Here is a 20,263-nt window from a genome sequence, read left to right on the forward strand (position 1 = left end):
CCAGAGCGGCGACGGCGGTGGACAAGTGCCGAAAAGCTTCGGATTGTGGAGGAGAGTCTGGCGCCTGGGGCCACCTGTTGTCGAGGTCGCTCGGCCACATGACGTTCACCGCAATCTGGTTACGGCTTGGCGGGGGCAGGCGCGCACAGGCGGCCTTGCGGCCCGGAGCCGATGCAGCGGCAGGATGGCGAAGTCCGTTTTGCGGCAGTGTCCATTGCGCCCGACCGGCGATCGTTGACTGCGCCCTCCGGAAGCTGCGGTGCGATCGAGATTGAGTTCTCGGCCGGGGCTCGGATGCGGATCACGGGCGCAGTTGACGCGGCGACGCTGAGCGCAGTCGTGGCAGCGCTGACTGATGGACGGCCACGATGATCCCGTTGCCGGCCGGCGTGCGGGTATGGCTCGCAGACGAGCGAAAACACCCACACGATCCGCAGCGGCGGGCTCACCGCGACCATCAAGGCGCAAGGCGCGGAGATGTGTTCGCTGGCGAGCGATGCCGGCCTCGAGTGCGTCTGGCAGGCAGAGGCGGCCTGGCCGCGCCATGCGCCGCTGCTGTTTCCAACTGGGATCGGGCGTTGTGGATTTCGAAATGCTCTGCGCTGTTGGGAATATCGGAATGTCCGTTTTCGAAAGGCCAAGCATTGCAGCCAGTTCATTGCGAGAAAAGGCTGATACGGTCGCGATCGTGGCCCGGCGTGCAAGCAGGCAACCCATCGTTCGGTGGACGGCCAAATAGCGCCAATTGAAGAAATCGGGCCGGCGGAAGACCTGTGCGTCGTGGATGACGACGATATGATCGCGATGAAAGACGGGTCCGGCATTGGCTAGACTGATCAGGCGACCTCCAGCGGCAGCGCGCGCGAGTTCAATCTGATCCCAGGCATGTCCGCTCAGCCGTCCTATCTTGTGGACCTTGATGCGGGTGAGTTTGATCGCTTCGCTCGTCTCGCTCGGCACGAGCAATTGCCACTCGGCTCCTTTGAGGGCAGCGGGCGATTGGTCGGACGCAAGCAGGGCATCGATCGCTTTGACCAGTTCGGCGGCATAACGCTGAACGCCGGTCAGCTTTTGCGAGAGAAAGCGGCCGTTGATGAAATGCTTCAATTTTGTGCCGTTCGGGTTGTCGATGCCATAAAGCGTGGTCGCGATGTGTGCTTTCGAACCAAATGTGAGCACGGAAAGAAGCAGCCCGAAGGCACGGAATTATGACGACATCGGTCGCGTGATCGCGCTGTTCGTTCGGTGCTCCCGGGGAACACTTGTTGAAAGTCTTGCCGGGCAGCGGGCAGCCTTTTATGGACGCGCGTCCGATGTTGCGTCCGCAGGCAGAGGGCGCCCCTTCTGGTTAATTGGGAAGGCTGACAACCGAAGCGCCCGGCATTAAGGTTGCCGATGCGAGGCGGCTGTTCTCCAATGCTGAACCCTTGCCTCTACCGGTTCAGTCTGGCAATGCGGTATATGAGGACGGACAACGGAGTTTATTTTGGCCCCCGTGGTGGTTACCGGCGCTGCCGGCTTCATCGGCATGCATGTCTGCGAGCGCTTGCTTGCGCGCGGGGAACGAGTTGTCGGCATCGACGCAGTAACTCCCTACTATGATCCGGCGCTCAAGCGCGCTCGCCTCGAGACGCTCAAGCATGACGCCTTCACATTCCACGAGATCGATCTTGCAGACTTCGCTGCGGTGGCGCGTGTGTTCGACGAGGTCTCGCCCGACCGCGTGGTGCACCTTGCGGCGCAGCCCGGCGTGCGCGCTTCGATCGACGATCCCATCACCACCATCCGCGCCAATTGTGATGGCTTCGTCACCGTGCTCGAAGCCGGCCGGCGCCACGGCCTGGCGCATCTCGTCTACGCCTCGTCGAGCTCCGTGTATGGCGCCAATCGCACCTTGCCATATTCGACCGAGCATTCGGTCAATCATCCGGTCAGTCTCTATGCCGCGAGCAAGAGGGCCAACGAGCTGATGGCGCACACGTTCGCACATGTTCACAAGCTGCCGGTGACCGGCCTTCGCTTCTTCACTGTCTATGGTCCATGGGGCCGGCCCGACATGGCCGCCTGGCTCTTCACGCGCGCGATCTTTGCGGGTGAGCCGATCAAGCTTTTCAATCATGGAAATATGTGGCGCGATTTCACCTATGTCGACGACATCGTCGAGGGCGTGATCCGCACCCTCGATCGGCCCGCGACGCCGAATCCCGCGTGGAACGCCGAGCAGCCAGAAAACTCGTCGAGCTATGCGCCGTATCGCGTCTATAACATCGGCAACAATTGCTCGGTCAATTTGATCGAGTTCGTCGAGACACTGGAGAAGATCATCGGCAAGCCCGCGATCCGCACGCTTTTGCCGATGCAAGCTGGCGACGTCCTCGAGACGCGCGCCGACATTTCGGCCCTGCAACGCGACGTCGGCTTCACGCCCTCGACGCCGTTGGCGGATGGCTTGGGCCGCTTTGTCGAATGGTATCGAAATTATCACCGCGTATAAACCCCTCTCTTGAGTAGCTCACACGTGTCCCAAAAAATTATCCCCCTGATCATGTGCGGCGGTGCCGGAACGCGGCTGTGGCCGGCTTCGCGCGAGGTGCGGCCCAAGCAGTTCCTGCCGCTGTTCGGCACCCGCTCGACCTTCCAGGACACGCTGTTGCGCGTCTCGGAGGCCTCGCTGTTCGATCGCCCGATCGTCATCACCAATGCCTCCTACCGCTTCATGGTGCTGGAGCAGCTCGCCGAAATCGGCATCGAGGCCGACGTGATCCTCGAGCCGATGCGGCGCGATTCCGGCCCGGCGATCGCAGCCGGCGCGGTGTTCGCACAGAACCGTTCGAGTGAAGCGATCGTGCTCGCGCTCGCCGCCGACCACGTCGTGCAGGACAATGCCGCCTTCGTCGCGGCCTGCCGCCAGGGCCTCACCGCCGCGAGCGCCGGGCGCATCGTCACGTTCGGCGTCAAGCCAGAGCGGCCGGCGACCGAATACGGCTATATCCGCCCGGGCGAGGTCATCTCCGGCGAGGTGCACGCGGTCGCGCGCTTCGTCGAGAAGCCGGATGCGGTGAAGGCGGCCGACTACGTCAATTCCGGCTATCTCTGGAACAGCGGCAACTTCATGTTCCCGGCCAGCGTCCTGCTCGACGAATACCGCAAGGTCGATGCGGCAAGCGTGGAGGCGATTTCCAATGCCGTTAGCAATGCCGGCCGCGATCTCGGCTTCGTGACGCTGGAGCCCGAGGCGTTCGGCGCGGCCAAGGCGATCTCGATCGACTATGCGGTGATGGAGAAGACCGCGCGCGCCGCGGTGGTGCCGGTGTCGTGCGGCTGGTCCGACGTCGGCTCCTGGCACGCGGTGTGGGAATTGTCGGACAAGGACGCGCAAGGCAATGCTTCGCATGGCGCCGCGGTGTTCGAAGATAGCCGCAACTGCAACGTCACCACCGATGCCGCGCTGGTCGCGCTCGAAGGCGTCGACGATCTCATCGTGGTTGCGACTGCCGATGCGGTTCTCGTCTCGCGCCAGAAGGATGCCAACGGGCTCAAGCGGCTGGTCACAAAACTCAAGGCGGTCGCGCCGAAGGTCACCGAGGAGCATCTCAAAGTGCATCGGCCCTGGGGCAGCTACCAATCGGTCGACAATGGCGAGCGCCACCAGGTCAAGCGCATCGTGGTCAAGCCGGGCGGACGTCTGTCGCTGCAGAAGCACCATCATCGCGCCGAGCACTGGATCGTCGTCCGCGGCACGGCCCGCGTCACCGTCAACGAGACCGTCAAAAGCGTGCACGAGAACGAGTCGATCTACATCCCGATGGGCGCGGTGCACCGGATGGAGAACCCCGGTAAAATCATGCTGGAGCTGATCGAGGTCCAGACGGGAAGCTATCTCGGGGAAGACGACATCATCCGGATTGAAGACGACTATCAAAGGTCGTGAGCAGAGTGTCTCTCCAACATTCCGCGAACATTTGGAAATTGTCCTGCGAACTGCGATGATCTGAACAGGCTGTTATGACCGACGATACGCACACGATCCGCAGCGGTGGGCTCACGGCCATTATCAAGGCGCAGGGCGCTGAGATGTGTTCGCTGGCGAGCGATGCCGGCATCGAGTTCGTCTGGCAGGCGGAGCCGGCCTGGCCGCGCCATGCGCCGCTGCTGTTTCCCATCGTCGGGCGTCTCGCCAATGACGAATTGCGGCACCGGGGCAGGACCTACCGGATGACCCAGCACGGCTTCGCGCGTGACAGCCGCTTTGCGTGGGCGGAACGTGGCGAAAGTCGCTGTGTCCTGGTGCTCGAAGACAGCGAGACGACGCGCGCGCTCTACCCCTTCGCGTTCCGTCTGACGGCAACCTATGCGCTCGACGAATCCGGTCTCGATCTTTCACTCACGGTCGCGAACACCGGCAAGGAGATATTGCCGGCCTCGCTCGGCGGCCATCCCGCTTTCAACTGGCCGCTCCAACCGGGACTGGCGAAGGAGAGCTACGCGCTGAGCTTCGCGAACTCAGAACCATCTCCCGTCCGCCGACTCGACGGCGGCTTGCTGCGTCCGGCAACGGAGCCGAGCCCGATCAAAGGCTCCGTGTTGCCCTTGTCCGAATCCTTGTTCGTCGACGACGCAATCATCTTCGATCGGATCGCGAGCAATTCGGTCCGCTATGCCGCCGAGCAGGGGGCGTCCACCGGGCCGTGGTTGAAAATGTCATGGGACGGCTTTCGCGAGCTTGGCGTCTGGTCGAAACCGTCGGGCGCGCCGTTCCTCTGCATCGAGCCCTGGCGCGGCTATGCCACTCCGGCCGATTTCGACGGAGAGTTCAGCGACAAGCCGGGTCTGATGCACATCGCGCCCGGAACGGAAGAGCGATTGTCATTTCGGGTTGAGGTTGGATCGGCCTGAGGCCGGACGGCGTTCGCACATCTCAAGTTCTCAGACCTCGATCCGTGTGAGGTCCTCGCCGAGCACGACAGGACCCGAGTAGTCCCGCCTGACGTCCACGAGCAGCGCGTTCAGCATGGAATCGTCGGTGCGAGGCCGGTGATGGGTCAGCGCGAGCTTCTTGACGCCGGCCTTGGCCGCGACCTTGCCGACTGTATCGCCGCAGGCCATCGTGAATTTCGCAAGCCGGCGTAGGTGCTCGTTGTCGATCTCCGGCGTGGCGAGGAAGCAGCACTGGACCAGCAGGTCGGCCCCCTCAGCCAACCGCTCGAGACCGGGGCAGGGCACCGTGTCGCCGGAAATTGCGATGACCTTGCCCTCGGCCTCGAAGCGGTAGCCGAGACACATCCAGCGTGCGAGGAAGGCCGGTGACATGTCGAGGCCGTCGCCATGCGAGACGAGTTCGGCGCTGATCTTCCAGCGCCCGGTGTCGAGAACGGGGCCCGCTATAATGTCGGTCGCGACGACAGGTTTCCAGCCGCCGAAGCTCGGCTCGCCCTGATCGCGCCAGGCGATGTCCTTGTCGTAGACCTGCGTGACGAGCGTATTGACGAGCCGTTCGGTATCCGGCGGTCCATAGATGCGCAGATCGTCTTTGCGCCCGTGCAACCATGAATTGAGCATCACGTCGTAGAGGTCGCCGATGTGGTCGAAATGGTGATGAGTAAGGAACACCGTGTTGATGGAGCCGAGCGGCACGCCGGCCTTGCTGAGCTGCACCATGACGCCGCGGCCTGCGTCGATCAGGATATTTTCCTCGCCGAGCCTGATCAGCGTGGTCGTCGCCATGCGGCGCGGGTCCGGGCGCGGGCCGCCGGTGCCGAGCAGGATGACTTCCATGGCGCCACCTCCTGGGGCAGACTTTTCGGGACGCCACAGTAGATTTGAAGCTCTTGGCGTGGCAAGCGGCCGCGGGATGGGCTTCAGCCCGCACAACAGCCGCGCGTACGGGGCCCTCGAACATGCTGCGCGAGATGAGAAGTGTGGGCCAATTCATACTTAATCCAGCTGGATCGTGACCAATGTTGTTTGGGCGCGCTAACGCGCCTAGTATTGCAGCAGGCAATTCGAGGGGGCTCGAACAAGTCGTGAATGTACGTTCACAGGGCGGCGCGCTCGGCGACCTGAGCTTCCAGGTCGGCCCGCAAGCACACAGGACATCCAACATCGTGGCTGATTCCGCAGTTCAGGAATTGCGTGTCGCCGGCCGCGAGCGACTGATCGTCGTCGAGGACGATCCGGTGACGCGGACGATGCTGGTCGGTTATTTCAGCGAGAACAATTTCGACGTGGTCGGCGCCGGCTCCTGCGCGGAATGCCGCCAGGCGCTGCGGATGCGGACCGATCTCGTCTTCCTCGACGTGCAACTGCCCGACGGCGACGGTTTCGATCTCGCCAAGGAGATCCAGGCGACCAGCAATGCGGGCATCATCTTCGTCACCCGCCGCGACACCGACGTCGATCGCATCCTCGGCCTCGAGGTCGCGGGCGACCACTACGTTACCAAGCCGATAAATTTGCGCGACCTGCTCGCGCGCGCGCGAAGCGTGCTGCGGCGGCGCTCGATCGACCGCAAGGCGGCGCGCACCCACAATTCGATCGCGTTCGGCGACTGGATCATCGACCTGACGCGGCGCGAGCTGCTCGGCAGCGACGGCAAGCCGGTGGCGCTGACACGCGCCGAATTCGACCTGCTCGCGGCACTCGTCGGCGCCGACGGCAGGCCGCTTAGCCGCGACTATCTGATCGAGGTCGTCAGCAACCGCCAGGCCGAGGTCGACATCCGCACCGTCGATGCCTTGGTGGCGAGGCTGCGCCGCAAGCTCGTCGGCAGCGGCACGCCCGTCATCACCACGGTCACCGGCGTCGGCTACAAGCTCGCCCTGAGCGAGCGGCTCTAGACGGAGGCGCAGCACGAAATCGTGCCGGCTGCGCCATCGGGTTCAACCACTGAAACCGACGAGGAACCGAATGGCGAGAAAGGCGGACAGCGCCACGGCGCCGGTCGCGACGATTGCAAACAAAACTCTCAAACTATTGTGCATGATCTCTATTCACGTTCGGTTTCAAAGTTCGGTTTCAAAAATGTCGTTCGTCCAACCGCTGCTCGTCTCAAGGCAAGCAACTCTAATTCTATTGGCGTGATGCGACCCGTTTCCACTTGGCTTCGACGCGAGCCTTGATGAGGCGAACCCGGGCTTCCTGTGCTGCCCAATATGCCCTGCTCGCCGCGGCCGTGCCTTGGCGGTAACGCGCGTAAACGTCCTTCGGCTGTGCCGGTGTTTTTTGATTATGCGCTGACTTCTGATTGTGCGCGGACGTCGAGACGGTGGGTGTCGCTGTTGGCGCCGGTGCCACATCTGTGACGGCCGCAGCCTGGTTTCCTACATTCGTCGAGTTCATGGAGACCAGACGGTTGCGGGCGCGATGACAATAGACCTGCGAGCGCGGAGTCATGGACTCCTCGTCGTGACCTGCTCGATATTTCATCAGGGCACGGCAAAGGTCCCCGCCTGCGAGGCGCCATGCGCGGCTCAGATAGAGAACGCCGTAGTGGATGTTGATATCGGGCTCTGCGAGTTCTGCGTTATTTCCCCGAAATCCAAGCATCGCTGCCGTTTCGGGCCGAACCTGCATGAGGCCGATCTCGCCGACGGCGCCGATGGTGCCCGGATTGTATCCGCTTTCAACGAAGACGACGGCCTCCGCGATGTCCGGGGGCAGATCGGTCTTGGCCGTTTCTCTTTCGATGATTTTTCGGATTGCCGCCCGCGAGGCCGGCGTCTCTCCGGCGCCGAGATCTGCATTGTGACCGCCAGCCGCCAACGCCGGTTCCACGTCGTTCTGGGCGTACACGGAGGTGGATGCCAACCAAAGCACAGCGATCGCAACGTGTGTCCACGTCGCGCGGGCATTGATGTGTGTTCGATCCCGCAGCATGGACACGTATTATATCTTTCGAGTTAACAACCGATTTTCTGGCGGCCCGGGGGACGGCCCGGCCCGGACGGCGCGAGCGGCCGGCGGCGCAGCGAGGCTATCGCGACCGCGAGCTCTGGTCGGTTGATATGCTTGGCGCAGCCCCGGCCAATTTGTCGTCGACCGCATAGAGCGTGCAGGTGGGCGACCATTTTGTGCAGGCGGCAAGTGAATCGCGCTGGGCGTCGTCTACCGTTGCCCGCCCCGAACGCCAGCCGTAACCGCCGTTCGGCGACACCGCAAAGGCCTTGTGCGGCATCGTGCTGGTAAGATAGCGCGCGAACTCGGCGCGCGCGGCCTCGCTGAGCTGGCCCGGCGGCGGGAGCGGATCAGGCGGGCTCAGGACATCGTGGCCGAGACCTCGCTCGCGCAGGAAGGCGTCGAGATACGGCGTCCATTGCGGACGGCTCACGACCGAATAGAGGTAGTGGCCATCGTCGCCGTAAGGCGGCGCTGCGACGAATTTCGCGTTGCCGCCATTGGCGCGAAATTCGTCAAGGAGGCGCCGCGCGAGTTCGGGACCGAAGTATGAATCGTTGGCGGCATAGACCCACAGCATCGGCGCGCGCGAGGTTTTGCCGAACGTGGCGAAGGCCTGCACCAGCCCGTCGGGATTGCAGACATCGTCGTCGTCGCGCGAGCCGCGCCCGCCGGCAAAGCTGATCGCGGCAACGAGACCCGCTGGCGCCTGCGCGGTCAGGGCGACGGTGGCGAACCCGCCGGCAGAATGACCGGCCGCGATCATGCCCGAGGTGGTCACGTCGGCCCTGCGCACCATCGCATCGATCGCCGCGCGCAAATCCGCCACCGCGACCGCCGCGGCCGGCAGATAAGCGGCATTGGCGCAGCCGCCGACGCTGTCGACGCGCCCACCGGGCGAGGTGCCGTAGCCGCGCCGCATCACGATCAGCGCGGCGAAGCCGCGCCGGGCATATTCGAGAGCGATGCCGTAATATTTGTGCGCGGACATCGTCGCGCGATCGTCGAAACTGCGCGGCGAACCGTGGCTGAGCAGCGCGAGCGGATAGCGCTTGGTCCCGGCCGGCCGGACCAGGAACGCCTCCAGCCCCTGCGGTCCAGCCTCGACCATCGGGATACGCAAATCCTCGGTGTAGAACTCCGCGGCCATCGCATCGGGCACGATGCCGGCCGTCGCAAGCCAAGCCATCAGAACAACCAAGAGCCTCTGAAACAGCGTCATGCCCCGACTCGAAAAGCCCCGATCGGAAAGACCATAGCATGATCCCAGGAACGGCCGCCCCATTGCGGGTGTTGTGCTCTTGGCGGGGGCTTGGCCGATGCTATGGTATCGCGCAATCTCTGACGACAGACGAGGTATATCCAGTGGCTGATGTTCATCCCGCGGCGGGCAAGCAGGCCTCGCCGGACGCGCTCACCAACGTTCCGCGGCTGGTGACGGCCTATTTCGCCGGCAAGCCGGATGTCGCGGATCCCGCGCAGCGGGTGGCGTTCGGCACCTCCGGCCATCGCGGCACCTCGTTCAAGACTAGCTTCAACGAGGGCCATATCCTCGCGACGACGCAGGCAATCTGTGATTACCGACGTGAAAAGGGGCTGACCGGTCCGCTCATTATCGGCATCGACACCCATGCGCTGGCCGAGCCTGCGCTGGTCAGCGCCGTCGAGGTGTTCGCGGCCAACGGCGTCGACATCATGATCGACAAGGACGGCGGCTACACGCCGACGCCGGTGATCTCGCATGCGATCCTGACTTACAACAAGGGCCGCACCTCGGGCCTTGCCGACGGCGTCGTCGTTACGCCCTCGCACAATCCCCCCGAGGACGGCGGCTACAAATACAATCCGCCGCATGGCGGACCGGCCGACACCGATGCGACCTCCGTGATCGAGAAGCGGGCCAATGCCTATCTCGCCGACGGCCTCAAGGGCGTGAACCGCATCGACTACGCCAGGGCGCGCAGGTCTGCGAACGTCCACGCCTATGACTACGTCACACCCTATGTCGCAGACCTCGGCAACGTCGTCGATCTCGACCTGGTCAAATCCGCCGGCGTCAACATTGGCATCGATCCGCTCGGCGGCGCCGCCGTGCATTATTGGCATCCGATCATCGAGCGCTACGGCCTGAAGGCGACCGTGGTGAACGAGGCGATCGACCCGACCTTCCGCTTCATGACGGTGGATTGGGACGGCAAGATCCGCATGGACTGCTCCTCGCCTTACGCGATGGCGAGCCTGATCGCGATGCGCGACCGCTTCGACGTCGCGTTTGCCAACGATACCGATGCCGACCGCCACGGCATCGTGACGCGCACCGGCGGCCTGATGAATCCGAACCATTACCTCGCGACCGCGATCTTCTATCTGTTCGCGCACCGCCCGAACTGGGGCAGGGACGCCGCGATCGGCAAGACCGTGGTGTCGAGCTCGATCATCGACCGCGTCGCGAAAAAACTCGACCGCAAGCTGGTCGAGACCCCGGTCGGCTTCAAATGGTTCGTCGACGGCCTGCTCTCGGGCGGCTTCGGCTTTGGCGGCGAGGAGAGTGCAGGCGCCTCGTTCCTGCGCCGCGACGGCACGGTGTGGACCACCGATAAGGACGGCATCATCCTTGGCCTGCTCGCGGCCGAGATCATGGCCAAGTCCGGCCGCGATCCGAGCCAGCTCTTCAACGACCTCACTGCCGAGTTCGGCGTGCCGCATTACGCGCGCATCGACGTCGCCGCGACCACACCGCAGAAGAACATCCTGAAGTCCGTCACGCCCGAGCAGCTCGGCCTGAAGGATCTCGCCGGTGACCCCGTCCGCGCCACCCTGAGCAAGGCGCCCGGCAACGGCCAGCCGTTCGGCGGCATCAAGGTCGAAACCGATTTCGGCTGGTTCGCCGCCAGGCCGTCAGGCACCGAGGACGTCTACAAGATCTACGCGGAGAGTTTTCGCAGCCCCGAGCACCTGAAGGCGATTCAGCAGGAGGCTCAGGCAGGGTTGGCGAAGGTGTTCGGGGCGTAGAACACTCCAGCGGCAGGTGCCGCTTCTCGCGCTTCTCCGGGGGGAGAGCGCCGTATGCTCGGTGTCATCGTCCGCGCAGGCGGGCGATCCAGTACTCCGCGGCGGAAGTTGTGTGAACCCAACGTCTGCCGCGGAGTACTGGATTCTCCGCTTTCGCGGGGAATGACCGTGGATTTTTTGATGTATACAGCATTTCACTTTAAGGTATTATAATACGCCATATTCGCCCTTGAACGATTCCATTCCCCCGCTATTGTATACATAACGTATTCATAAGCTCTGGGAGTGAGACCGGTGACAAAACCCTTCCCGATGAACGCCTGGTATGCCGCCGCCTGGGACGCCGACGTCAAGCCGGCGCTGCTGCCGCGGACGATCTGCGGCAAGCACGTCGTGATGTACCGCAAGGCCGATGGCTCGGTCGCCGCGCTGGAGGATGCCTGCTGGCACCGCCTGGTGCCGCTGTCCAAGGGACGGCTCGAAGGCGACACGGTCGTCTGCGGCTATCACGGCCTGAAATACAACGCGCAAGGGCGCTGCACCTTCATGCCCTCGCAGGAGACCATCAACCCGTCGGCCTGTGTGCGCGCCTATCCCGTTGTCGAGCGTCACCGCTACATCTGGCTCTGGATGGGCGATCCCGCGCTGGCCGATCCCGCGCTGGTGCCCGACCTGCACTGGAATCACGACCCGGCCTGGGCCGGCGACGGCAAGACCATCCACGTCAATTGCGACTACCGCCTCGTGCTCGACAATCTCATGGACCTCACCCACGAGACCTTCGTGCACGGCTCGTCCATCGGCAACGAGGCGGTCGCGGAGGCGCCGTTCGACGTCACCCATGGCGAGAAGACGGTGACGGTGACGCGCTGGATGCGCGGCATCGAGGCGCCGCCGTTCTGGGCGAAACAACTCGGCAAGTCCGGACTCGTCGACCGCTGGCAGATCATCCGTTTCGAAGCGCCGTGCACCATTGCCATCGACGTCGGCGTGGCGCCGACCGGCACCGGCGCGCCGGAAGGCGACCGCTCGCAGGGCGTCAACGGCTTCGTGCTCAACACCATCACGCCAGAGACCGAGAAGACCTGCCACTATTTCTGGGCCTTCGTGCGCAACTATCAGCTCGGCGAGCAGCGCATCACCACCGAGATCCGCGAGGGCGTCTCCGGCATCTTCCACGAGGACGAGCTGATCCTCGAGGCGCAGCAGCGCGCGATGGACGAGAACCCGGATCGCATCTTCTACAATCTCAACATCGACGCCGGCGCGATGTGGACGCGCAAGCTGATCGACAAGATGGTGGCAAAGGAAAACCCGCCGCAGCACCTCCAGGCTGCGGAGTAAGCCGACATGGCCGAGCGTGAGGTCGACCGCTCCGTCTCGCAGACCGTGAAGGCGCAGCTCGCGCTGCGCGACCAGCTCCTCTCGGGCTCGTTGCGCCCGGGCGAGCGCATCTCCGAGCTCCAGGCGGTGGAGACCACCGGCGCCTCGCGCACCCCGGTGCGCATGGCGCTGGTGCGGCTGGAGGAGGAGGGCCTCTTGGAGGCGATTCCCTCCGGCGGCTTCATGGTGAAGGCGTTCTCCGAGCGCGACATCTCCGATTCCATCGAGCTGCGCGGCACGCTGGAAGGGCTCGCCGCGCGCTTTGCCGCCGAGCGCGGCGTGTCCGCGCGCGAGCTCGAGCCGCTGAAGGAGTGCCTTGCCGCGATCGACGAGCTGTTGCGCCAGGTCCCGATCTCGGTGGATGCGTTCTCGTCCTATGTCACGCTGAACGCGCGCTTCCACGCCCTGCTCACCGAATTGTCGCGAAGCCCGCCGCTGATCCGGCAGATCGACCGCGCCTCGTCGCTGCCGTTTGCATCCCCAAGCGGTTTCGTGATGGCGCAGTCCGCGCTGCCCGAGGCGCAGCAGATCCTGATCATCGGGCAGGAGCACCACCGCGTCGTGATCGACGCCATCGAGAACCGCGAAGGCGCCCGCGCCGAAGCGGTCATGCGCGAGCATGCGCGGCTCGCGGTGCGCAATCTGCGGCTTGCGCTACGCAACCGAACCCATCTCGACCTGCTGCCGGCGCTCGCGCTGATCAAGTCCGCAACCGATTGAGGGGAGTGTCATGCGCTTCATCGAAACCTGGAGTCCGGCGACGCTCGTCTCGACGCGCGATCTCGCGCCGGGCATCCGCGAATTCCTGATCCGGCCGGACCAGTTCGACGGCGCCGCCTATCCGGTCGGCAGCCACATCAATATCAGCGTCACCATCGACGGGCAGCCCGAGACGCGGTCCTATTCGCTGGTCGGGGAAGCGTCGTCGCGGGGTTTAAGGATCGCGGTGCGCCGCGCCGAGGACTCGCGTGGCGGCTCGCGCTATATGTGGTCGTTGCAGCCGGGCGCGCGGCTCGACATCACGACGCCCGCCTCGCTGCTCGCAGTCGACTGGGCGCGCCAACATTACTGCCTGATCGCCGGCGGCATCGGCATCACCCCGATTCTCGGCGCGGCGCAGGCGCTGGCGCGGCGCGGCGCCGATGTCACGCTGCATTACGCGGTGCGCTCGCGCACCGAGGCTGCCTATCTCGACGATCTCGCCGCAACGCTTGGTGATCGCCTGGTCGTTCACGCCAGCGATGAGGGCAAGCGGCTCGATCTCGACGCCCTGTTCGCCTCGGTGCCCAAGGATGCGCTGGCGCTGTTCTGCGGCCCGATGCGGATGCTGGATGCCGCGCGCCACGCCTGGATCGGCGCCGGCCATCCGCTTCCCGATCTGCGCTACGAGACGTTCGGTTCCAGCGGCACGCTGCCGACCGAGACGTTTCGCGTGCGCTTGAAAGGCTCCGATGTCGAGCTGGAGATCCCACGCGAGCGCTCGATGCTGGACGTGCTCAACGCCAGCGGCCACGACGTCATGTACGATTGCAAGCGGGGCGAATGCGGCCTGTGCGCCATCGACGTGGTCGCGATCGACGGCGAGATCGACCATCGCGACGTCTTCTTCAGCGACCATCAGAAGCAAAGCAACCAGAAGATCTGCGCCTGCGTCTCCCGCGCCCGGGGCACCATCACGGTGGACACGCTGCTGCGGGCGGATCCTGTCTGAGGAGAAGCTGGGGCGGGGACGCCGCGGCAACACCTGGTCAATGGCGTCTTTCATGATTTTCGAGTCTTTGGCATGGTCGCGGGCATGTTCTGGTTGCGCCGTGGCCAAATGCAGCCTGGAGACCTGACCATGAATGAGTTGGGATTAAGCCGACGTCGGATGTTGACGGGCGCAGGAGGGGTGTTGATCGGCCAGATGATTGGCGAGAGTTCGGTCGCGGGTTTTGAATGGCAGCCGACCTCGTTGCGCGAAGCCGGATTCTCCAATGATCTGGACGCTCGGCTCGACAAGGCCATTGCCGACAAGCGGGTCTGGAATCTCCACAGCGTCATCGTGGTGCGCAATGGACGGCTGGTCTTCGAGCGCTACTTCGAGGGCGAGGACACCGCGAGAGGAAGCCGGCCCATCGGCGTGGTGTCGTTCAAGCCGGATTCGCTTCACGATTTGCGCTCGGCATCCAAAAGCGTCGTCGGCTTGCTCTATGGCATTGCGCTGGCCGCCGGCAAAGTGCCGGCGCCCGAAGATCAACTGCTGCCGTCTTTTCCCGAATATGCGGATCTCGCAGCCGATCCGGTTCGCAGCCGCTGGACACTCCACCACGTGCTGTCCATGACAATGGGCACCGAATGGAACGAGGCGATGCCCTATACCAACCCGGCCAACAGCGAGACCGCCATGGACATGGCGCCTGATCGCTACCGATATATCCTCGACCGGCCGATGATAATGGAGCCCGGCAAGCGCTGGGTCTAATGGTGGCGCCACTGCGCTGCTGGGACGGCTGATCGCCAGAGGCACGGGCAAGTCGCTGCATGAATACGGGCGTGAGGTTCTTTTCGACCCGCTCGGTATCGGCCCGACCGATTGGTACGCCGACAACGGCGGTGAACTGATCGCGGCTTCCGGCCTGCGGATGACCCCGCGCGATTTCGCTCGGATCGGCGAGCTGACTTTGCGCGGTGGCGTTTGGAAAGGCCGTTCGGTGGTTCCCGCGGAATGGATCGCGCGCAGCACTTCGCCTTTGGTGCACATCGCGGAAGAGCGCCATTACGGCTATCAATGGTACAATCTGGATTTCACCATGGAGACACCGACGATATCGCGCTCGAACCAGCGTCTCTGGAACGCCGCCGGCAATGGTGGTCAGCGTCTGACCGTGTTTCCCGGGCTCGATCTGGTCGTCGTCACCACAGCAGGCAACTACAACGCCAAGGACAACAATTTGCCGCCGCTGCGCATCATTACCGATGTCGTGATGCCAAGCCTGCTGTGACCCGAGAAAACTTCAGTTGCGAGTATACGCCCTAGGCTGCGTATGTCGCCCGCAGCTTTTTCGTTTCGAGCAGGGCTAGGACTCTATCCGCCGACACCGGCCGGCTGATGAGGTAACCCTGCACTTCGTCGCAACCGATCTGGTGCAGATATTCGAGCTGGTCGGCGGTCTCGACACCTTCCGCGACCACGCCGATGCGCAGGTCGCGCGCGAGCCCAATCACCGATTTCACGATTGCGGCGCAGTCCGGCTGCACCAGCATGTCGCGGATGAAGGACTGGTCGATCTTGATGCGGCTGAACGGCAGCTTGCGCAGATAGGTCAGCGAGGAGAAGCCGGTGCCGAAATCGTCGAGCGCCACGGTGACGCCGAGCTCCAGCAGCGCGTTGAGGACGGACGCGGCGGAGGCGTATTTCGACAGCAGCATCGATTCCGTGATCTCGATCTCGAGCCGGTGCGGGGCGATCTTCGCGTCCGCAAGTGCCTGCACGATGATCTGGAGGAGGCCGTTGTTGTGAAACTGCGCGGCCGAGAAATTCACGGCGACCCTGATCTCTTCGGGCCACTCGGCAACCGTCGCGCAGGCGCGGCGGACGACCCATTCGCCGATCTCGTGGATCAGCCCGGTTTCCTCGGCGATCGGAATGAACTCGCTCGGCGGCACCAGTCCGCGCTGGGGATGCTGCCAACGCAGCAGCGCCTCGAACCCGGTGATGCGGTTGCCGTCGAGGTCGAGAAAGGGCTGGAACACCAGGAACAGCTCGTCCCTGGCGATGGCGCCTTCCAGATCCGATTGCAGCGCCTTGCGGTCGCGTGATGAGCGGTCGTCGGTTTCCTCGAAGAAACACACCGTGCCGGGTCCGGCCTTCTTGGCGCGGTAGAGCGCGGCGTCGGCGTTCTTCATGATGTCGAGTTGCGTGCTGCCGTCACGCGGCGCCAGCACGATGCCGACGCTGGTCGCGCCGACGATCTGGCGGCCCTCGATCTGGAACGGTTCGTCGAAGGCCGCGACGAAGCGCTCCGCGATCTCGAGCGCATCCTCCGGCCGCGCCAGATTGGCCATTACCAGCGCGAACTCGTCGCCGCCGATGCGTGCGACATGCTCGGCCGCGCGGGTGCAGCGTTGCAGGCGACTCGCGATCTGGACCAGAAACTCGTCACCGGCAGGATGGCCGAACTTGTCGTTGACCTCCTTGAAACGATCGAGATCGAGCAGAAGGACCGCGAATTCCTCGCCGGACAGAGCGAGCCGCTTCAAGGCTGCATCCAGCGTTTCGTTGAAGGCGACGCGATTGGGCAGATGGGTCAGCGGGTCCTGCCGCACCGTACGCTCAGCCTCAATCTGCCGCATCACGCGCCGTGCGAACGCGATCGAATTGACGAACACGCTGCGCAGCAGCACCGATCCGTAGACCACCACCAGGAAAGCGATCAGCAGAAACGCCGGATCGCCATTCCTGCCGAGGCAGATCGCGATGCCAGCGAAGATCGGGGCCGTGAATGCGATCGCCGCGATCGGGATCGTGGCGAAGGCCAGCGCGCCCCCCGCCAGCATCCCCGAACAAAGGCAGGTGATGACGAGCTGCCCGCCGGTTGAGGCATCGGCGAAGAATGCGACCGGAACGGTGCCCCAGGCGGCACCGAGGATGAAAGCATTGCGCACCAGCCGATGCATGGCCCGGCGCGAGACGAATTGCGGTTTGGTGATGCGGCGCGCGGCATGGGATTGCAGGCCGAACGCGATCGCGGCGCCCGCCACGATGGCGGCCCAGATCAAGGCCAGCTTCAAGCCCGGCGAATGCCACAGCGCGACGACGAGCACCCCGGCGTTGCAGGCATTGGCCAGCATGATGCCGACCGAATAGCCGAGCACCAGCGACATCTGTTCGGCGCGGATATGGCCGGCGACGGCTTCGTCGGTTACGGGACCGCCAAAGGCCGACAGATCGCCGGCGAACAGCCGCGCGAAATAGCTGGTCGTTTGAGTCCGCATTCCAGAGCCCAGCAGCATGGGCCGTTTGTCCGGCCCGATCCGGAGAATTCGCTGCAAACCTTTGACGAACTATGAATTATCCCCGCTTGTGACGATAGCCGCGACCACTTCTGCGTGTTCTCGATAACAAATCGATACAAATGCGCGCCGGCGAGGTTACGGTCACGGAGCTTGGGGCGCTGAAGCTACTATGGCGCCATGGCCGGGCTAATCCGTTCGAAGGACAGCGTCGCGTCCGCTCGCCTATGTCCCGGCCATCGACGCCTTTGAGGCCACGAGGGAACGTGCGTCCAAACAGCTTCGAGCCGGCGGTCGGCTCGGTGCTGAGACTTCCGATCACGCGATGCGGTTAGGGCGGGAGCGCCTGGACTTGGCACGGCACCCGGCTGCAAATAATCCTCGGCGCCATCTCACAGCTTGTTTCGGTTCTTGCTCGCTCCCTTCAATTTTGGAGCGTCCGAAGTCGATTTTGCCCAATCTGCCATTTGCATGCAGGTCAGCAGGTCGACATAGCTGTCACTGCCGCCAGCCGTCGCTTCGCCTTCGCATCGGGTTCGAAGGCTGTCGGAATTCGTGAGCCAAACGGAATGAAGTTGTTGCAGCGCGGAATTTTCGTCGCGCATGCAATCGTCGTAGGACTGCGCCAGATCCAGGCCCATCGCCTTGTCAGTGGCTACGGTGGCCTTGCAGGTCGCCTCGACATTGAGTTGAGGGACGCGTTCGCTGACTGGAATTGTTGTTTGGCCGCCTATCATCGCCAAGGTCAGCAATACAATCTTCATGCAGGACTCCCCGTTTGAGATTTCACTGAAGCAATTTCATCAGGCGACCGAGCGGGCATCGTATTGATTTGAATCAAGGGGAACGAAGGAGATTGTCTCTCAATATTGCGCGAGTAAACACACCGACCAGCACCGAGACAGTTTCGGGCAACCAGCCCGATCGCGCGAGCAAGAACACGAGGCAGATTGTGATAGTAGTGGGGTATTGAAGACGCAGACGATCCCTGCTGGCCCAAACGTTCAGGTTGTGCTAAAGTAATTCTAGAGGGCCCGTATTGCGCAAGCGACCGAAGATGCCCCTCAAGCGACGCTAGTTCGACCAGGCTTTATATCTCTGTTTCTAGCAATTTGTTTCGAGTTCTGCAGACGCCGTGCGGCGTTTGATGCGGTCGGTGACGCACGTTATCTTGCAAGCAATAAGCGCCCCTCGCGCTGGATCGAAAATACTTCAATTCATACCGCCGCGAGCGGTGTGAACGCATCTGACATCGGCTTTGCTGCCATTCTTCTCTTCGTTTTGATTGCCGTCGCGCCACTCTGCAAGGCAATACGCTGAGACCTTCAATGCTCAGATCCTCGAACGCGATCATGCCGACGGTAACAAGGTGAATCGAACGAAGTCGCAAATCAGAGGTCACCAAATCAGAAGAGGAGGATTCGACATGTTTCGAGGAATTCTGACGCTGACAATTTCTCTTTGCCTTGGTGCGGCGGCCGTGCCTACCGCGCGGGCGCAGGGCACTGCACCGGCCGTTACCGAACAAGAGGCGCATGCCATCGCAGTGGATGCCTATGTCTACTTTTACGCGCTAATGTCGATGGACATCTCGAGAAAGCAATTCACCAACGGCACGACCGATTTCAGAGGTCCGATGAATACCTTTGTCAACGTGCCGGAATACCCCCCGGCCAATTTCAAGGGCGTGGTGCGGTCGAACTTCGACACGCTGTATTCCGTCTCCTGGCTGAACATGACCAAGGAGCCTGTCGTCATCTCCGCACCAGATACAAGTGAGCGCTACTATCTGCTGCCGATGCTCGACATGTGGACCGATGTCTTCGCGTCGCCCGGCTGGCGAACGACGGGCACCAAGGCCGGTACGTTCCTGATCACACCCCCAGGCTGGCGGCCCGATCTGCGCGAAAGATTCGCGGAAGAATTCAAGCTTCCGAGCGACACCCAGCGCATCGAGGCGCCGACGCCCCATGTCTGGGTGATCGGCCGCACCAAGACGGATGGCCCGCCCGATTACGATGCCGTCCATAAGATCCAGGCCGGTTACAAGGTCACGCTGCTTTCCGAGTACGGCAAGACACCCAAGCCGGTCGAGTTCAAGCCGGACCCAAGCGTCGACATGAAGACGCCGCCGAAGGTCCAGGTCGATACCATGTCGGCCGGCGTGTACTTCGCCAGCGCCGCAGAACTGCTCAAGCTTCACCCGCCGCATGCTACCGATGAGCCGATCATTGCGCAGATGAAGAAAATCGGCATCGAGCCCGGCAAGAGCTTTGACATCGGCAGGCTCGATCCGGTGTTGCAACGGGCGCTGGAGACCGCTCCGCACGACGGCCAGAAGCTGATGGCCTGGAAAGTGCCGACACTTGCGCGGGTCGCAAATGGCTGGTCGATGAACACCGATACGATGGGTGTCTACGGCAACTACTACTTGAAGCGGGCCATCGTCGCCCAACTTGGGCTGGGCGCGAACCTGCCTGAGGATGCCATCTATCCGCTCAATCTCGGCGACGCGACCGGCAAGCCGCTGGATGGAGCCAACAAGTACACAATTACGTTCGAGAAGGGCGCCGCCCCGCCGGTCAACGCCTTCTGGTCGATCACGCTATACGACCCGGAAGGTTTTCAGGTCGGCAATGCGCTCAACCGTTTTGCCGTGAGCAGCTGGATGCCGTTCAAGTACAACGCAGACGGGTCGCTCGATATATTCTTCCAGAATGATAGCCCGGGCAAGGACAAGGATGCGAACTGGCTTCCGGCGCCGAAGGGAGCCTTTAGTCTGACCATGCGCCTTTACAGCCCGAAGTCCGATGCGCTGACCGGAAAGTGGAATCCGCCGCCGGTCGTGAGGACGGAGGCCGGAACAGTGGGCTTGGCCCAATAAAGTTGATTTGAGCGCCGGCGCTTCGGCGCCGGCGTTCGACCGCATGAACACAATGGCGATGCGGCTCCACTGGCCCAGGACCGAAGCACCGTCGAT

Annotated in this window: 17 protein-coding genes; 11 read left to right on the plus strand and 6 right to left on the minus strand. The window is 63.2% G+C overall.

Annotation, left to right across the window (positions count from 1 at the left end):
- Positions 1-105: 105 nt before the first annotated feature.
- Positions 106-1,179, minus strand: a complete 1,074-nt coding sequence (locus FXB41_RS42190) for a glycosyltransferase family protein (RefSeq protein ID WP_446479886.1) — start codon at positions 1,177-1,179, stop codon at positions 106-108.
- 307 nt (positions 1,180-1,486) lie between these two features.
- Here FXB41_RS42190 and FXB41_RS30700 point away from each other — a divergent pair, with 307 nt between their 5' ends.
- From FXB41_RS30700 to FXB41_RS30710, 3 genes are all read left to right on the plus strand, one after another.
- Entirely contained in the window at positions 1,487-2,494 is a 1,008-nt protein-coding gene (locus tag FXB41_RS30700) for an NAD-dependent epimerase/dehydratase family protein (RefSeq protein ID WP_219684441.1), read from the plus strand.
- 24 nt (positions 2,495-2,518) lie between these two features.
- Positions 2,519-3,931 (plus strand): mannose-1-phosphate guanylyltransferase/mannose-6-phosphate isomerase, encoded by a 1,413-nt coding sequence (locus FXB41_RS30705; RefSeq protein ID WP_219684442.1) that lies wholly within the window; start codon positions 2,519-2,521, stop codon positions 3,929-3,931.
- A 74-nt stretch (positions 3,932-4,005) separates the two neighbouring features.
- On the plus strand, positions 4,006-4,896 hold the full coding sequence (locus FXB41_RS30710) for an aldose 1-epimerase family protein (protein ID WP_219684443.1): 891 nt from the start codon (positions 4,006-4,008) through the stop codon (positions 4,894-4,896).
- Positions 4,897-4,926: 30 nt separating this feature from the next.
- Here the strand turns inward: FXB41_RS30710 and FXB41_RS30715 are convergent, their stop codons facing one another.
- On the minus strand, positions 4,927-5,775 hold the full coding sequence (locus tag FXB41_RS30715) for an MBL fold metallo-hydrolase (RefSeq protein ID WP_007595263.1): 849 nt from the start codon (positions 5,773-5,775) through the stop codon (positions 4,927-4,929).
- Between the two features lie 248 nt (positions 5,776-6,023).
- Here FXB41_RS30715 and FXB41_RS30720 point away from each other — a divergent pair, with 248 nt between their 5' ends.
- Entirely contained in the window at positions 6,024-6,836 is an 813-nt protein-coding gene (locus FXB41_RS30720) for a response regulator transcription factor (RefSeq protein WP_007595262.1), read from the plus strand.
- Positions 6,837-7,068: 232 nt separating this feature from the next.
- Here FXB41_RS30720 and FXB41_RS30725 read toward each other — a convergent pair whose 3' ends face one another.
- Positions 7,069-7,875 (minus strand): transglycosylase SLT domain-containing protein, encoded by an 807-nt coding sequence (locus FXB41_RS30725; RefSeq protein ID WP_219684509.1) that lies wholly within the window; start codon positions 7,873-7,875, stop codon positions 7,069-7,071.
- Positions 7,876-7,972: 97 nt separating this feature from the next.
- Positions 7,973-9,115: an alpha/beta hydrolase family protein gene (locus tag FXB41_RS30730; protein WP_219684444.1), complete on the minus strand. Its 1,143-nt coding sequence runs from the start codon at positions 9,113-9,115 to the stop codon at positions 7,973-7,975.
- A 143-nt stretch (positions 9,116-9,258) separates the two neighbouring features.
- Between FXB41_RS30730 and pgm the strand changes: the two genes are divergently transcribed.
- The 6 genes from pgm (at position 9,259) to FXB41_RS41590 (ending at position 15,272) form a co-directional block, all read left to right on the plus strand.
- A complete protein-coding gene (gene pgm / locus FXB41_RS30735) occupies positions 9,259-10,905 on the plus strand; it encodes a phosphoglucomutase (alpha-D-glucose-1,6-bisphosphate-dependent) (RefSeq protein WP_219684445.1) in 1,647 nt (548 codons plus the stop codon).
- A gap of 294 nt (positions 10,906-11,199) precedes the next feature.
- Entirely contained in the window at positions 11,200-12,249 is a 1,050-nt protein-coding gene (locus FXB41_RS30740; RefSeq protein WP_198957655.1) for an aromatic ring-hydroxylating dioxygenase subunit alpha, read from the plus strand.
- A 6-nt stretch (positions 12,250-12,255) separates the two neighbouring features.
- The gene (locus tag FXB41_RS30745; RefSeq protein ID WP_007595257.1) at positions 12,256-13,008 is read left to right on the plus strand and encodes a GntR family transcriptional regulator; all 753 of its coding nucleotides are present in this window, start codon (positions 12,256-12,258) and stop codon (positions 13,006-13,008) included.
- 10 nt (positions 13,009-13,018) lie between these two features.
- The gene (locus FXB41_RS30750; protein WP_219684446.1) at positions 13,019-13,999 is read left to right on the plus strand and encodes a PDR/VanB family oxidoreductase; all 981 of its coding nucleotides are present in this window, start codon (positions 13,019-13,021) and stop codon (positions 13,997-13,999) included.
- A gap of 72 nt (positions 14,000-14,071) precedes the next feature.
- Positions 14,072-14,752, plus strand: a complete 681-nt coding sequence (locus tag FXB41_RS41585) for a serine hydrolase (protein ID WP_219684447.1) — start codon at positions 14,072-14,074, stop codon at positions 14,750-14,752.
- Between the two features lie 55 nt (positions 14,753-14,807).
- Entirely contained in the window at positions 14,808-15,272 is a 465-nt protein-coding gene (locus FXB41_RS41590; RefSeq protein ID WP_283843478.1) for a serine hydrolase domain-containing protein, read from the plus strand.
- A 31-nt stretch (positions 15,273-15,303) separates the two neighbouring features.
- Here FXB41_RS41590 and FXB41_RS30765 read toward each other — a convergent pair whose 3' ends face one another.
- The gene (locus FXB41_RS30765) at positions 15,304-17,265 is read right to left on the minus strand and encodes a putative bifunctional diguanylate cyclase/phosphodiesterase (RefSeq protein ID WP_219684448.1); all 1,962 of its coding nucleotides are present in this window, start codon (positions 17,263-17,265) and stop codon (positions 15,304-15,306) included.
- 410 nt (positions 17,266-17,675) lie between these two features.
- Positions 17,676-18,047, minus strand: coding sequence for a hypothetical protein (locus FXB41_RS30770; protein WP_007595254.1), 372 nt, complete (start codon positions 18,045-18,047; stop codon positions 17,676-17,678).
- Between the two features lie 662 nt (positions 18,048-18,709).
- Here FXB41_RS30770 and FXB41_RS30775 point away from each other — a divergent pair.
- Positions 18,710-20,167 carry a DUF1254 domain-containing protein gene (locus FXB41_RS30775; protein WP_219684511.1) on the plus strand — a complete coding sequence of 486 codons (1,458 nt, stop codon included), beginning with the start codon at positions 18,710-18,712 and terminating at the stop codon, positions 20,165-20,167.
- Positions 20,168-20,263: the final 96 nt, after the last annotated feature.

The organism is Bradyrhizobium canariense (assembly GCF_019402665.1).
Taxonomy (GTDB): Bacteria; Pseudomonadota; Alphaproteobacteria; order Rhizobiales; family Xanthobacteraceae; genus Bradyrhizobium; species Bradyrhizobium canariense.